Here is a 15037-nt window from a genome sequence, read left to right as displayed (position 1 = left end):
TGAAGGTATAGGTGATCGTGTCACCCAGACCGCCCGCGCCACCTGCCACGCCCGCTTTGACCAGCGCAATGTCTGCGGCCTGGAGCGCCGGAACCGACACAGAGTCCGTGTTGTTGACAGGCACATTGCCCGGCGCCGTCGCATCAGCCGTCGCGGTGTTCACGACCTGGCCTGCGTCGATATCGGCCTGCGTCACCGTATAGGTTGCGGTGAACTGCGTGGTCGCACCAGGCGCGAGGCTCGGCACGCTCGCAGGCGTGATCGCAGAGATATTCGGCAGGGTGTCCGTGATCGACACGTCGCTCAGCGTCACGTTGCCGGTGTTCTCGACCTCGAAGGTGTAGGTGATCACCCCATTCAGCGCCGGAAGCTCGGTCACATCCGCCGTCTTCGTCAGCACGAGCGCAGGATCTGACGCAAGCGGGGTCTCGATTGGCGCATTGTTGTTCTGTGCTGTACCAGACTCGTCTGAAACATTCGCACCAGCAGGCGTTATACCCGTCACTAGGGCGGTGTTCAGCACGCCGCCTGCATCGATATCCGCTTGCGTAATCTGATAGTCGACCGTGAAGACCGCGGTTGCATTCGGCGCCAGCGTGCCGGTGAAGCCAGCAGGGGGCGTTACGCTCAAGGCCTGGCTAAGGTTATCGGCAAGGTTCGTATTGTCCGCATCATAGCGATAGAGCGTGTCCGCCAGCGTCACGTTATTCAGCGTGAGGTTGCCGGTGTTTTGCACCGTCATCGTATAGCTGATCGTCTGACCTGCGACCGGCGGGTTTGACAGACCTGCGACATTCGCAGCCTTAACGACGCGGATCTCCGCATTTCCAGTAAATCCTGTCACCGCTGTACTTGGAGTTACGGGAGCCAATACGCCTGCAATCGGATTACCGGAGGCCGTAGCGCTGTTCGAAATAGATTGTAGTGGATTGGCCGAATTTGAGAGGTTCAGTGCATCTTGCGCTGTCAGCGTGTATGTTGCCGTGAATGTCCTTGCGGCATTAGCAACCAGTGTTACCGGTCCACTTGGACCAGTCGGCGTGAACACGAGAGCGCTGCCAGTGCGAGGTATTCCATTAAAGAGTGGTCCGTTATCGACAGGCGTGACATTATTCAGCGTCACATTTCCCGTGTTGGTAACCACAAATTGATATTCTATTGTGTCCCCTGCTGTCGGGACTGGACTTAGATTGGTGCTCAGGACAGATTTTTGAATTTGCAGAGTTGCAACAGCGTTATATTGCACCCTATCAATCGCCAAGAAAGCATTGTTTTGATCAGAAGGTAGACCAGTACTAACAAAGCTCGATCCAAAATCAGTCGCATTATTCATCACCGTTAAAAGCAAGCGATCGTAGTTCTGTGTCGCCGTAAATGAAATATTATAGTTTGCAAACGCATCAGTATTATTCACCAAAGTAGTCGATCCTAGGTAATCGACTCCAGAGATAGCATCAATATCGTCCGCGGATACAAAAGTATTACTGGCGGGAGGTATAGTTGTCCCTGTCCGTACGCCATATACGTTTATCACACCGGGTGTGTTGAATATAAGTCCTGAAGGGCCAGAGACATTGGTTAACTGCAGTTGATAAGATGGAATAACCATCTGGTACGCAGTATTTTGAACCAACCCTCCCTGTGCTGTGATATCAGCAAAAACAACTTCCCCACGATGGAACGCAGAGTAGGCTTGCCCAAACGGTGTGTCACGAATTACCGCAGAGAACCCAGCCCCGGGGTAAGTTCCTGTACCGTTACGGAAGTAACCCGCGGTGCCTCTGTAGTTTACAACAGTACTACTAGCTGCACCAAAAGCTGTTGCGAGGCTATCGTATCCGATCGCGAGTGGATTTGAAGCGCCCTCGAAATCTTCAAGAATGATGACGCCTTGCGCGTATGCAGATGAAATCAAGCCTAAAGAGGCTGAAAGAGTGACGGCCATCGCCAATATAAATAGCCGAATAGCTTTTGCAACATGTGCTATCGCTTTTTTCATCTTTACCCTCTAAGCTTCTTTTTTCTTGCGCGCCCATATGATGCAGGCATCATTTTGCTCGACAGTCGACACACGCTGAACGAATTAACTTCGTTTCTTCTGTCAAAGTCTTCAAGGTAATCAAAATTTTGCCCCATGTGAGTGGTGATGTGGAAATCACCCACTCTCAAGGATGAGACACGTCGAGCCTAACAACGGGAGATCAATCTGAGAGGCCTTCGGGCGCTCCCCCACGGACTTCCAATAATCAAGTCGACGATCACATCTTCTGATAAAAACACTCGTCCACCAGTGATCACACATATTCAAGTGACCCACTTTGAGGGACAAAAATACCCATACATACCGGTGCTCAAGATGTGTGCAAAATCAAGTAGATCCATCATCTTAGGCTCGACCTGTTGCTCAAAAACTGCATCTCGCAGGGTTAAACAGAATGAAAGGTGCCTCTACATCGGCAACTGTCCAAGGCGAAGGCATCTACAGATGCCAGTGGCCAGGTGAAGATCGGCGGCTGCATCATCATAGTTTGGGGTGGCGAGGCCATGAAGGCGACAAGGTCGGTGCCTAGCGGGACTGGAAAGTCACCGCCCGCCCGCAGGATTGCGCGGCTCCTGACAGTGGGTCGCAACCACCTATCGAGTGCTGACGCAGTTCAGGTCGCGCGGATCGAAGAGGCGTTGCCCGCCCTAGCAGTCGCCCGAGAACTCACCGATCAGTTCACGGACATGGTGCGTAATGCTCGTGACGATGCATTGGCTGACTGGCTCGACGACGCCGAGAGCAGCATGATTGCGCCCTTCGCTCGCGGCCTTCGAAGCGACTACAGCGCCGTCGCCGCCGCGCTTCGGGAACCGTGGTCAAACGGACAGACCGAAGGCCAGATCAATCGGCTGAAGACGATAAAACGCCAGATGTATGGCCGCGCCAACATCGATCTGCTCCGCGCGCGCCTCGTCGCAACATCATGAACATGCAGGTGCACCAAATCTGAGTCAGAGCCACTTTTGGACGCCGATCGGGGGGCACGTTTGGATGCCGATTGACAGGCGAAAGAGGCCGGCACGCTGTAGCGATTGCGTTCCAGGTGGATCAGACACGTTGGGGAAACACGCTTGGTGTGCTCGACGAACCCGTCAAAAGCACGCCCCATGACTTTGCCGACCTCACGGATCGCGGCCCGTGAGCGGAAGTGGATCACCACGGCGGTCAGGCCCGCGCGCTCCCGGGTGTAGCGCTCATAGATCCACTGGATCACCTCTTCGCGGCGCTCGTGCTCGAAATCGACGTCGATATCCGGCGGCTCGCCGCGTTCCTTGGAGATGAAGCGCTCGAAGATGAGGGTGATACTCTCGGGCGGCACTTCGGTGATGCCCACGAGGTAGCAGACGACGGAGTTCGCGGCCGATCCCCGGCCCTGACAGAGGATGCCTTTCGAGCGCGCGAAACTGACAATGTCATGGACGGTCAGGAAGTAGGGCGCATACTCCACCTCGGCAATCAGGCGCAGCTCTTTCTCGACGCGGGCTGTGACCTTCGGCGGCGGCCCGCCCGGATAGCGCCAGTGCAGGCCTTCACGCGTCAGCCGCTCAAGGCGGGACTGGGCCGGCTCCCCGTCCTGGGCCTCGTCGGGGTATTGGTAGCGCGGTTGATCCATGCGGAAGGCGCAGCGGTCGGCGATCTCGACCGTACGACGCAGGGCGGCCGGATAGCGATGGAAGATGCGAGCCAGTTCCTCACCAGATTTGAGGCGACGCTCGCCATTGGCAAGGCGCCGGTCGCCAATGGCGTCAATGGTGCAGCCCTCGCGGATGCAGGTCAGCACATCTGCGAGCGGTCGACGGTTGGAGCGGTGCATCAGCACATCGCCGACCGCGACTTTGGGCAGTCCTGTCGCCTGCGAAATCTCGGCCAGCCGGTCCAGCCGCTCCTGATCCTGTCCGTCATAGAGGGGGGCCGCGCCGAGGAAGCATTGACCCGCAAAGCGGGCTGCGATCCGGTGCAGATCCCGCTCGAAGCCCGTCGCGTCCAACGGATCGGGCGGCAGGGCGATCAGAACCATCCCCCTGCCCCACTCCTCCAGATCGGCGAGGCCTATGTGGCAGCTGCCCTTTTCGGCGCGCCTTTTGCCAAGCGACAAAAGACGGGTCAGCCGCGACCAGGCCGCCAGATCGGTGGGCAGCGCGACCCATTCCACCTCGCTGTCGGTCAGCACGAGCCGCGCTCCCGGGATCAGCCGGGGCAAGGACGCCCCCTGCCCCGCGTCCTCCGCGACGCGCGCCAGTTCCTTCAGCGCAGAAAACGCCCGTACCACTCCGGCAACCGAGTTTCGGTCGGTGATGGCGATGGCCGTCAGGCCCAACTCAGTTGCGCGCTTCACCAGTTCCTCGGGATGCGAGGCACCGCGCAAGAAGGTGAAGTTCGAGGTCACGCAAAGCTCGGCATAGGCGGTCACAGGAACACTCCCTGCGCATACCAGTCCCGAGATCCCGACTGTGGGGTGCGAAAGAGCCAAAGCCGGGGCCCCTCATTGGTCTCGATCCGCCAATAGTCGCGAACGCCGCTGCGCCATGCCGGATCATCGAACCACCATTCCGGGGTGATCCGCTCGGGGCCATGCGCCCGAAGGGTGGTAAAACCCATCCGGCGCCAGCTGAAGCGGGCGGGCGGGCTGCCAGAGACCTGAGCCAGGGCTTCCGCCGGAAAGAGGGTGATGGGACGGCGCGGACGGCGCTTTGGCGGAAACGGCTCCGATGCGGCATAGGCGGCCGGGACGGTCAGGAAGCTGCGCTCTGGAATGCGGCTGCTGGCCGGCAGGAAACGCTGCACCGCCTCAAAGCCCAGCCGGTTGCCGATCCGGAAGATCAGGTCGGAAAGCTCATCTTCGGCCCGCGCTTGCGCGTTGCCGATCTGCGCAGGCGCCAGCGCCTCGGTTACCGTGGCGGTCAGGCGCAGGCCGTCGATCCCAAAACCGGAATCGACCTCGTCCACCCCTTTGAGGAACAGGGCCGAGATCCGGACCGGGTCGCGCATTGCGCGGGCGAGACCGACATCGACCACGGCGGCCGAGCGATCCACGCGCTGCAGTTCCAATCGGACAGCTCGCGCCCCCATCTGGGCCGACGCCACCTTGTCGCACAGCCGCACAAGCAGCCGGTCCAACACCCCCATGACATCCGTAGTCAGGCCGAGCGGCTCGGGCAGAGTCATCCGCACCCCGAAATGCGGCGCATCCGCTTCGGCTGCGACAGGCTCGGCCTGGGTGCCAAGCGCCTGATCCAGACGGCGAAGAAGTTCCGCGCCGAACCGCCGCGCCAGCGGTGCCCGGGGCACAGCGGTCAGGTCGACAATCTTGTGTAGCCCGAGGCGGGTCAGTCCTTCGGCGACCGGCGCCAATCCGCAGCGCACTCACCGGCATCGGGCCGAGACGGGCGAGCAACCCGCCTTCCGGGATCACGCCCCCTCCACGTCGGGCAAGTGCCCAGGCTCCGCCCCGGGTCTCGGCAATGGCGCTTTTCGAATAGACCCCTGCCCTCTCGAGGCGCACCTCAACCTCACCGCCAAAGAGATGCGGCACGCCCGAGACATCGACGATCAGGCCATCCCTTCCGTCTTTGGCGGCATGTGGTCCATAACGGCTGGCCCATCTGCGCAGCCTTTCAAGCGCCCTGCCCTCGCGGATCAGATCGGCTGGCCGCGTGGAGAGCACCGGACAGACGGCGCGGGCATCAGCCAGCGGCATGCCGCGATGGAGACCGGCAGCACCTGCAATGCTGTTGAGACAATGCAGATGTTCCGCGTTCGACGCCCGAAGCGTCAACGCGAAAGGCCCCTCAACGGGGCGGGCCCTCAGGCTGATGTCGCTCGCCAGCCTGGGGAACCAGATGGACAGCAGCCGTCGCGCCATTCCAACTCACATCATAGATTCCAATTGTTCCTCTTTTGTTCTTATTAAGGACCCAACGATGACGAGTCGAGTCCGGAGGTGACGGCAGCGGATCACATTTCCAGCGGGTCTCGGCGGCATTGCTCCCCTTGCCCTCATGGATCAGCACGATGCCCGTTGTGTCCCCGGCCTCGGCTGCCAGCTGGAGCCGTCTGCCCGCGGTCAGTGAGATTGGTTTCCCTAGAGCGGCGATGACCAAGGACACAGGCCGCGCCCGTAGCGCTTCTTCGACGGTCCAGAGCAGATTCGTCTCGTCTCTCGCTTCTATGAAGTGCAGCCGCTCGGCAACACCGTCTGGCAAGGCTGCTGGCATTGGCCGATCGCGGTCATGCGTCAGAAGGATCCAGAAGATCGGCCCCGCTAGTCTGGCGGCGTGATACAACGCAAAGCCGGTTCGGCCCCGGCCCTCTACTTCGTGGACGCGGCCCTTCACCAGGTGAAGCTGATCATGACTTCCGGCCTGCAGCCGGTCACGCAGGGTCCGCACGTGTTCCCTCCGCGACTATTTCGAGAAGACCATTGGCCAGCGGCCGTTGAAGCTTCAAAGCCTCGCTCGTATCCGCGGTCAGCCAGCAGCGCCATTCATCCGGGCGCGTGAGGATCACCGGCATGGCTTTGGGATGTATGGGGCGAGCCACATCATTTGGTTCACAGGTCAGAAACCCGAAGAGCTCAGCTGTCACCTCGCCCTCCTTCAGCTTTCTGACCGAAGTCCACTCGGTGTGGATGCCAGCGAAGAAGGCGATCGGGCGGTCCTTGCCGAGGGCAAACCAGACCGGGTTGTTGCGAGGTGCGCCGGGTCGGGCGTCGAGTTCGGAAAAGCTGGTGAATGGAACGAGACAGCGATGTTCCATGCCAAGCCATCTGCGCCAATGGGGTGAGCTGACATTGCGGATATTTGTGACGCCGGGGTCTGTGCGCTTGCCAGCCAGATAGACGGGTGGCGTCGGCATCCCCCATCGGGCCGTGGTCAAAGTCCAATCCCGTCCTTCACTGCGGGGAATGATCGGCGCGTCATAGTCGGGGAAGATGCCGGATGCAGGCGCGAGATTGCCTGCGGTATCGATCAGATCCTCACCGTCTTCGAGCACGCCCCGAAAGACCTGACGCATCGCGTCCTGGCTTTTCGTCTGGGCGTAAAGATTGCATATCACTCAACCTCGCAGCAGTTCCGCATGAGAACAATCAACGAACTTATCCGATTCCTCTCGAGCGGTCTATCTGGGTGTTTCATGGTCATGCGACCGCGGTCAGAGATCACGCTCGTAGGACGGATCTCACATAGGCATCAGGGTTGAGGATGGTTCCGATCTGCTTTGCCATGCGGTTTTCAAGCTTGAGAAGTTCCCAAAGCCCGAGCCTGTTCGCCGCGCTTGCGAGGATGTCCTGGCTTATTCTCAGCATCTTCCCGAACTCGAATGCGATGCGTGTGGCTTCATGAGCACTGGTAGGCTCTTTATAGAAAGTGCTGACCTCGGTCAGGGCCGCCCAACTGGGAAGGTCCTCGGCTTCTCGCTTTCTTTTTTTTGTATCTGAGTCTTGCTCTATGTGGCGGACATTCTGTCCGTCAGAGGCGGGCTTTTGCTCGGTTGGCGGCAAGCGGCAGGTTTCTGCGGTGAGGGCCTGAAAGGTTTGGGGGACCGCTTGGCCTGGAGCGTGGTCCATGGTGGCCTCTGCGCAGGATGTCGCATCAGCGGCTTCCGCTTTGGAGGGCAGGCGCTTCTCAACCTCTTCGACCTCGCAATGGATTATTGCTTGTGGGGCTGCATGTGATGAGAGGACCGCGGTCAGCTGCGAGAGAGCTGCTCGAGCCTCAATGAGGGTTAGTGAGGTACGCCGCACGAGGTTGCGCAACCCTTCGATGAATGTGGCGACAGTGTCGCTCAAGTGGAGTTCAGCGCAGGCCGCGCGAAGTCTGAGGATCTGGGCCCGCAGCCCGCGCAACTCGTCTGCCTCCTCGCGGCGGCGCAGGGCAAGGGCGAGCAACTCGTCGGACTGCGCGAAGAGGGGGGACAGGTCCAGCCCGAAGGCGCCGATCGGTTTGCCGTGCTGCATCACAGGGAAGCGCTTACCATTTGCACTGTCACGGCGCCGGATCAAGCCGGCGGCTTCGAGTGTCTCAAGATGCCGCCGCAACTGACGGTCGGTGAGGCCCTTGGCGCGGAAGCACAGGGTTTCGTTGCTGGCATAGACCGTGAGCAGGGTGGTCGGGGAGATTGGCATTTCTCGGCCATCTGCGCTCTTGCAGGGAAGACAGCTCAACAGAGCGTCCAAGACAATGACCGCGCCTTGCCGGATGCCGAGATCGCGGCTGCATGTATTGACCGCAGCCATGATGTCACGACGCGAAATCGGTCGGAATGCTGGCTGCAGAGTGATCGAACCCATGCCGGGGAGCGTGTGCTCCGCGGATTTGGCACAGTTCGCCTGCGCCCCGGCCTGAATGGCCGTGGATGTGATGTGCTTCATGCGATTTCAGACGGCAAACGAGATCCGTTCACCGAAATCGGTGTTGCGCTGATTCGTTTTTCGGGCTACGAAATAGGTGTTCAAGCTATCGGAGCCCTCTGGAAGCATCACCGCTTTCGGGGGGTTTCTTTTTGCCTAGAGTCTGCTCCCTTTTCTGCTCGTTTCTAGTTTAGCCTTCCAGCCACTGGCATCGGATTGTTGACCACTGGTCAATTTATGTATCAATCCGGACCTATTTTGACCGGTGGTCAACTCAGCTGTGCTTGAGACTTCCAAACTCGGCGAGTAGCTGTTCGAGCCTCTCATCGAGGAAAGCGGCAAAGCCAAGCATCTCTTCGTCCGATGCCTTCACGAGGATCCTGCCGCGTGTTGTCTCAACCTTTATTCTGCCGTCCGCGAGTGTGCGCTTGGCGCTGATCTGCGGGGCGGGGGTAGGCTTGTGACAGAGTGCTCGGATCAGCCCCTGCAGACGTTCATTGCTGTCGGCGGCGTCCGTCGGGATCAAACTTTTGACTGCGGGCTCATCGAGGTCCGCACGCTCTTTCAGAAGCTCTCGCAGCTGCTGCCATGGTCGGCGGCCAGAGTCATGTGCCGGTCCGATCCGCTCGATGATGGAGCGGGGCACATCAGATACCACGCCCAGCATCCTGCTAATCGTGGTTTTGTCGACCGCGAGTACCTCCATGATGTCTTCGCGCGAAAACTCGTGGTGTAGCAGCTGCTCTGCGTAGACTGACTGTTCAATGAAGCTGCGCTGGAGGCGCGCCGCGTTCTCGAGCCCTTGGGAGATCAACGCCTCGCGATCGCTGAGCTCTGCGATATGGGCAAGAACCTGAATGCCGAGCTGCCGACATGCCTCGATACGGCGCCGACCGTAAACCACTTCATAGGGCAGGGGACCCTGAGGTGTGCGTCGGAGCAGTACCGGAAGCTTCTGCCCCGACGCCTTTATCGAGTTTATCAGATCCTCCAAGCCATCCTGAAGGTCGAAGCGGTCCTTGACGGCGCTTTCTGAAATCTGAGCCGGATCGATCTGACGGGCCGCACCGGCGCTGAGCTGATCCAGGCCGCGCTGAACGTCGAGCACACCCGAGAGTTTCCGAGGCTTCTGTTCGTCTTCGGCAGCTGCGGCCTTGCCGTCGCGGACTGCCTTCAGGCTGTTGGCAAGCAAGTTCTTTCGCATCACGCTCTCCCCCAACTCTGCTGAAGCATAGCGTGCAGTTCTTCGGTCACTTCATGCACCGACTGTATTGCCCGCTCGTAGGTCTTCCGGTTGCGCATCTCGCCGAGCTCGACCTCGAGCACGGTCTGCTGCGAAACCCCGGCCTCGCTGATTGCGGCCGACTTCAGGAAGGATGATTTCATGACGGCATCGCCGAATAGGTCGCGAATGAACGACGCGAAATCGACCTGGGTCGACACATTCGTGTCGAAGCGGCTTAGCAAGAAGCGGAAGTTGTCGAACAGGCCCACTCCGGCACTTTCGTGCAAGACCTCGGTCAACGACGACGCCATGTTGAGGAACTGAGCCGCGGAGGCGAGGTCGACGCGCTCCGGGATGATCGTCATCACGATGTTCTGCGCGGCGCAGATAGCAGAGAGGGTCACGTAGCCAAGTTGCGGCGGGCAGTCGAGGATGACCACATCATAGTCATCCTTCACCACCTGCAAAGCCGAGCGGATCTTGTCGAAGAATACGGGCAGTTCACCCTTGCTAAGTGCCGCAGGCGTTTCATGTTCGAACTCTGCTACCTGTATGCCGCCCGGCACCAGATCAAGATTTGGAAAATAGCTGCGCTTGATCACGTCTGTGATCGGCCTAGGCCCTTCCCCCGTCTCCCGATCACGGTAACGGATGACATCGTAGAGCGATCCGCCATCGAAAAAATCGAGCTCCGGCTGATAGCCAAAAAAGGTCGTTAGCGAGGCTTGCGGGTCGCAGTCCACGGCGAGCACCCGATAGCCGCGCAACGCGAGGTCCTGGGCCGCGTGAATGGCGGTGGAGGTCTTCCCCGAACCGCCCTTAAAGTTGACGAAGGCAATGACCTGCGTCGGGTCATCAGCGCTGCGTCGACCGGGGCGGAATTGATCGGGGTTCTTTGCTGAGGAAGCCAATACCCGCCGGATCTCATGGATCTGTTCGGCGGTATACTTTCTGCGCCCGCCCGGGCCCATCTCAACTTCAGGGATCCGGCCCTCGTGGTGGGCCTTCCTCAGATAACCGTCCGCGACGGTAAGGTAATAGCTTGCTTCCCCGGCCGAAAAGGTCCGAAGCGTTTTGACTTCGTGGGGCGCAAATGAACTCTCTGACAGCGCTTTGAGCGCTGTGGTAAGATCCTTTGCGAAGCCCAAAAGGTGCTCGTGTAGCGCCTGTGGCATCTGTCCGCTCTCGCTGTTCGGTGGGGTTAGGAACGGTAACCGCCCGAATTTTTCGATTATTGCGTCCACTCTATGCTGATAGGATGGTCGGAGCGCAAGAAAATTTTGCGGCTGTCGGAACGGAAGTTCATAGATATAGTGGTTAGAAACCGTTCCGACAGCTTACAGATTATATCAACATAGTGCCATAAATAACTGATTTAGAAGACTTAATTTTATCCACAATGTTGCCAACAGGGGCTGGTGTCCAACCATTCTGCCCGAAAGTGTCCCTGTTCGCTACATGAGGCACCGGAACGGCATTTTCTCGATAGTGAGTGGAGCGCCGTCCGATGAAGCCGACTGGACGGGTTGCGATTCTCATCTGCACTTCAGGTCTCGCGTTCTCCTGCTCTTGCGAAGGTCTCGTTGCCAAAACAGACCGGGAACCGCCAATCCCGGTGCTCGATGCCTTCGCGGCGGTCACAGGCCCGCCGCCTTGGTCAGGTTCACCCTGAACCTATCGCGGCGGCGCTGATACCTGCGGGTCATCTCGGCGCTGGCGTGGCCGAGCTGCTTTTGCACATGCCGCTCGTCGACCTCGGCTGAGGAGGCGAGACCGGCGCGAAGGCTGTGGCCGGAGAAGAGGGCAGGGCGGTCCTTCTCGGGCAGATCGCCCCGCAGTCCCGCTGTTTGAGCGGCCCGCTTGACCAGTCTCGCGACCTCGCGGTCATTGAGACGGAACGGCCCCGGTTCCTTGCCCCCGCCGGTGACCCGACGGAACAGCGGTCCCTGGCTGATGCGGGCGAACTTCAGCCAGAGTTCCAGCGCTTCGACCGGGCAGGTTGCGGGTGACGACCCGCGACCGATCTCGACCTCGCGCCAGCCGGTCTTACCGCGCAAGGTGAGAAGCAGCCCGCCGGGAAGAACCTCGATCCAGCCGCGCCCATCCTCGGTCTGGCCTCGGCCCACATCTAGCCCGGTAATCTCGGATCGGCGCAGGCCTCCGGCGAATCCGACCAACAGCATCGCTCGGTCGCGCAGCCCTCTCAGGGTGCCCCGGTCGCAGGTCTCGAGCATGGCCAGCAGATCCTCGGGCAGGATCGCCTCCTTCTGGCGCGGCGGGGCGGCATGGCTGTTGCGGATGCCGGCGAGGACGGTGGCGATATGGCGGTCGCGCCGGTCGAGGGTCAGGCCGCGTTGGGCATAGGCCCAGACCAGCGCCGAGAGACGCCGCTCGATAGTCGAGACCGCGTTCTTGCGCCCGCCGACCGATTTCGCCCCGGAAGCACAGGCGGTGATATAGAGACCGACGACCTGCGGCTCGGGCCTCAGCGCATCCAACCCCTCGCGCCGACACCATCCGGCAAAGTGCTTCCAGTCGGCGGCATAGGCCTTGCGGGTGTTGACGGAACTGGCCGCCACGGCATAGATGCGCGCCCGTTCGGCCAGATCCCGCAGGGCAGGGGGCTGGTGGTCGAGCAGGGCAGGGGTGGGGGCGTCCCGCGTCAACTCCTCCTGATCGGCTGTCTCATCTGTCATGGCGATCTCCTTGGGCGGCAGGCACTGGCGCGGGGGCTCTGTTGCGAGATGCGGACGTAGCCGCCGCAGGACCCCAGACAGATGCACGCGCTCCGCACGGCCTTTCTGGCGCGTCTCGGGCAGGGTTCCGGGTCATTTTTAGCGTTCTGGAGCGCATCTCTGGATAGAAGAACAATTAGTCCGATAATGCAACCTTATTGGACATTATAGAGAGAAGACAGGTGCGGCGGATAAGTTAAAATATACTGGTATAAAGCGCCGCTCCTTGCTAGCGTTACCGCATGTACCGTGCCGTGAAACCTCCTCCGCCTGCCCTAATCCCACCGGCCGTGCCGCGATGGATACGGCAGGCCGTGGGTCGTGATGACCCTGAAATTGCAATGCTTTCTGCCGGGGCAGCGCTCGCCACTTTGGATCCGTTCGTGCGTTCTGACGATCTCGTTGGGATGCTCTGGCGCAAGCGGTTGGCGCTTACTGCTGCAGCGGCGATCTCAGGGTTTGAGGGTCGCCGGGAAGGGGAAGCAGAACTACGCGATGTCCTGGCTCTTTGTAAATCTGGAGATGACCCTGGCCCGGCCGGGCGAATGCTGATCGGCTGGCGTGCTTTGGGCGAGGCGCGTGCCCTGCGCTCGGCGGAATGGCCGGCGCGGCTGCCCGGCTTCTTTGATCTGTCGCCTGAGCCCGTATCAGTGCTCTTGCAGGACCTTGGGGCGCGGTTTGTTGGTCGCGCCCATCCGATGCGCTTTGCGGCTCAGGCGGCCAGGGACGTTCTTGCCCTGGGCCCGGCCTATCGCGGTCTCGCCCTCTGGCTGGCGGATGCAGCTTTGGCCCGGGCGCTTGGACAGGATCGTCCTGTGCCACTGCTCGCGCCCCATCTGCCGCGTTCGGCTTTTCGGCTGGAGGGAGACGCATGGCTTGCCGCCTGCGCGCGCGCCTGGGGCAGGGCAGCGGTTGCGGCTATTGATCTCCACGTCGATCTGGCCCGCCGTGCCGATGCCCTGCGTGCTGCAAACCTGCGGCGGCCGGGAAAGGACACGGCCGCGATCATCACCGCCCTTCAGTCCGAGGATGCGCTGGCGGCACAGGCGGGGAAGGAGGCCAGTGATCGTGCGGCGCGGCGCTTGCTCGGCAGGCTGACATCGCTCGGGCTGGTGCGCGAGCTGACCGGCCGCCCGACGTTCCGGCTGTATGGGTTATGACCATGGCCCCTAAATCATCTGAGCCGCTGGACGCGGAACTCGCCGATCTGCCACAGGCTTTGCGCTGGCGGGAGTGGATGGCGCGGGTCGAGGCCGTGCTGTTCGCCTCCTCCGAGCCTGTGGGCCGGGAGGTGCTGGCGCGTGTGGTGGGCCGGGACTGTGCGCTTGATCTCCTGATCGAGGATATTTCTGCTGAACTGGCGGGTAGGCCTTACGAGATTGCGCGTATTGCGGGAGGTTGGCAGTTTCGCACCAAGCCGCAACACGCGGCGGCGATCCGCGCCGCCCGCAAGGAGGGGGAAGAGGGTCGCGATTTTACCCCGAATGAGGCCCTCGTCTTGACCATTATTGCCTATATGCAGCCGGTGACCCGTGGTGCGATCGCGCGGTTGACGGGCCGTGAGGTCAGCCGTGATCTGATCGCACGGCTGCACCGCCAGGCCCTGATCGCCCGAGGTCCGCGCAGCCCGGAACCAGGCGCGCCCTACACCTATGTCACCACGCCGGGTTTCCTCATTCAGTTCGGTTTGGAAACCCTGCGCGATCTTCCGGATATCGAGGCGCTGCAGGATGCCGGACTGCTGAAACCGGTGGCTGATGTCGATCTGGACATGCCCATCGCCGCTGAGCAGGAATGATTGCGCCTGCTCAGGACGCTAACTGTTCAAGGCCGACGGGAGAGGAGAGCCGTGATCTGCTGCGTGCTGTCCAGCCAGGCGGCCACGTCTGGACGGCGCCATTCTATGATCCTGCGAATGCGCTGGTGATCTTCATGCAGATTTCGAGCGAAGATGGGCTCGTGATGCGCGATCCGGTTTCTCAGCTTCCGGACCTCGTCGATGTCATCGAACAATCTGGCGCGGGCTTCTGACAGCGTCAGTGCTTTGTCATATCCCGGAAATGTCGCCGCGAGGTGGGGATCCCAGATCCGAGGCTGCTGGCCTTTCAAGAACAGGAAGCGCCAAAAGGCGAACTTCAGCTCGGCGACGACCTTTCCCGCTGTGGGAAGCTTCGCTGCGCAATCTGTCAGATCTTCTCTGGGCCTGTAGCCCCTTGCTGGTGCTGGGAGCGTGTAGACGAAACCGCGGTTGAGATGCCAGTTGCCCCCGAAAACCGCCTCAATCGCCTCGACTGCTCCGTTTCGGATCGACAGTTCGCAGTACTGCAGCATGACGTAGAAAGCGGCAGACACATCGGTGTTCCAGCAGTAGAGATCCATCGCTCTCTGGCGATCGCCCGCGGTTTCACGCAGATAAGAGCTGAACCGTGGAGGTGACAGCACGGCCTCAAGATCAAAAATCAACTGGTTCGAAAATCGTGTGTGCATGGGGCGTTGCGGTATAGCGATATTGACCAGAAGACCATAGTGACCTATCTAGAGTAGGCAAGGCTTTGAGGTTCGCGGGCATCTGCCTTCCCTCATCGTCGTAAGATCTGCAGAAAGCCCGTCGCGTTCGCGGCGGGTTTTCTAATTTGGGCACTATGTGCGGACTGCCATGCTGTAGGTTGCGCCCTGCCTGCGAT

At 60.5% G+C, this 15037-nt stretch carries 11 protein-coding genes and 4 pseudogenes; 3 read left to right on the top strand and 12 right to left on the bottom strand.

Translation table 11 applies throughout. From position 1 onward, the window contains the following. Positions 1–1999 (bottom strand): CLIPPER-2 domain-containing protein (locus Q9295_RS12220; RefSeq protein WP_444860516.1); only part of this gene is annotated, 1999 nt, incomplete at its 3' end. Between the two features lie 557 nt (positions 2000–2556). Between Q9295_RS12220 and Q9295_RS12215 the strand changes: the two are divergent. Further along, a pseudogene (locus Q9295_RS12215) lies at positions 2557–2970 on the top strand (transposase); the annotation flags it as partial. Between the two features lie 56 nt (positions 2971–3026). Here Q9295_RS12215 and Q9295_RS18000 read toward each other — a convergent pair. The 10 genes and pseudogenes from Q9295_RS18000 to Q9295_RS12170 form a co-directional block, all read right to left on the bottom strand. Further along, positions 3027–3656: pseudogene (locus Q9295_RS18000) on the bottom strand (hypothetical protein); the annotation flags it as partial. Positions 3657–4217: 561 nt separating this feature from the next. Further along, a pseudogene (locus Q9295_RS17995) lies at positions 4218–4430 on the bottom strand (PHP domain-containing protein); the annotation flags it as partial. A 20-nt stretch (positions 4431–4450) separates the two neighbouring features. After that, complete coding sequence (locus Q9295_RS12205) at positions 4451–5407, bottom strand: DinB/UmuC family translesion DNA polymerase (protein WP_306680852.1); 957 nt, start codon at positions 5405–5407, stop codon at positions 4451–4453. Positions 5408–5606: 199 nt separating this feature from the next. Further along, positions 5607–5741 (bottom strand): annotated as a pseudogene (locus tag Q9295_RS17990) (hypothetical protein); the annotation flags it as partial. A gap of 91 nt (positions 5742–5832) precedes the next feature. Continuing rightward, positions 5833–6432 (bottom strand): ImuA family protein, encoded by a 600-nt coding sequence (locus Q9295_RS12195; protein WP_306680851.1) that lies wholly within the window; start codon positions 6430–6432, stop codon positions 5833–5835. Next, a complete protein-coding gene (locus Q9295_RS12190) occupies positions 6416–7099 on the bottom strand; it encodes an SOS response-associated peptidase (protein ID WP_306680850.1) in 684 nt (227 codons plus the stop codon). Before Q9295_RS12190 ends, Q9295_RS12195 begins: the two co-directional genes overlap by 17 nt. 103 nt (positions 7100–7202) lie before the next feature. Continuing rightward, positions 7203–8414: a helix-turn-helix domain-containing protein gene (locus tag Q9295_RS12185; RefSeq protein WP_306680849.1), complete on the bottom strand. Its 1212-nt coding sequence runs from the start codon at positions 8412–8414 to the stop codon at positions 7203–7205. A 253-nt stretch (positions 8415–8667) separates the two neighbouring features. Next, the gene (gene repB, locus Q9295_RS12180; protein ID WP_306680848.1) at positions 8668–9597 is read right to left on the bottom strand and encodes a plasmid partitioning protein RepB; all 930 of its coding nucleotides are present in this window, start codon (positions 9595–9597) and stop codon (positions 8668–8670) included. After that, complete coding sequence (gene repA, locus Q9295_RS12175) at positions 9597–10793, bottom strand: plasmid partitioning protein RepA (protein ID WP_088234143.1); 1197 nt, start codon at positions 10791–10793, stop codon at positions 9597–9599. The genes repB and repA overlap by 1 nt, the downstream gene beginning before the upstream one ends. A gap of 462 nt (positions 10794–11255) precedes the next feature. Continuing rightward, the gene (locus Q9295_RS12170; protein ID WP_306680847.1) at positions 11256–12314 is read right to left on the bottom strand and encodes a site-specific integrase; all 1059 of its coding nucleotides are present in this window, start codon (positions 12312–12314) and stop codon (positions 11256–11258) included. 281 nt (positions 12315–12595) lie between these two features. On the opposite strand from Q9295_RS12170, the gene Q9295_RS12165 reads away from it, so the two are divergent. After that, complete coding sequence (locus Q9295_RS12165; protein WP_306680846.1) at positions 12596–13513, top strand: DUF1403 family protein; 918 nt, start codon at positions 12596–12598, stop codon at positions 13511–13513. Between the two features lie 2 nt (positions 13514–13515). Continuing rightward, positions 13516–14151: an SMC-Scp complex subunit ScpB gene (gene scpB, locus Q9295_RS12160; protein WP_306680845.1), complete on the top strand. Its 636-nt coding sequence runs from the start codon at positions 13516–13518 to the stop codon at positions 14149–14151. 26 nt (positions 14152–14177) lie between these two features. Here scpB and Q9295_RS12155 read toward each other — a convergent pair whose 3' ends face one another. Then, positions 14178–14840 (bottom strand): hypothetical protein, encoded by a 663-nt coding sequence (locus tag Q9295_RS12155; protein WP_306680844.1) that lies wholly within the window; start codon positions 14838–14840, stop codon positions 14178–14180. Positions 14841–15037: the final 197 nt, after the last annotated feature.

The sequence above is a fragment of the Pseudogemmobacter lacusdianii genome, assembly GCF_030848395.1.
GTDB classification, from domain to species: domain Bacteria; phylum Pseudomonadota; class Alphaproteobacteria; order Rhodobacterales; family Rhodobacteraceae; genus Pseudogemmobacter; species Pseudogemmobacter lacusdianii.
The sequence above is the reverse complement of the archived record's forward strand: the minus strand, read 5'-3'. Positions and strand labels throughout refer to the sequence as shown.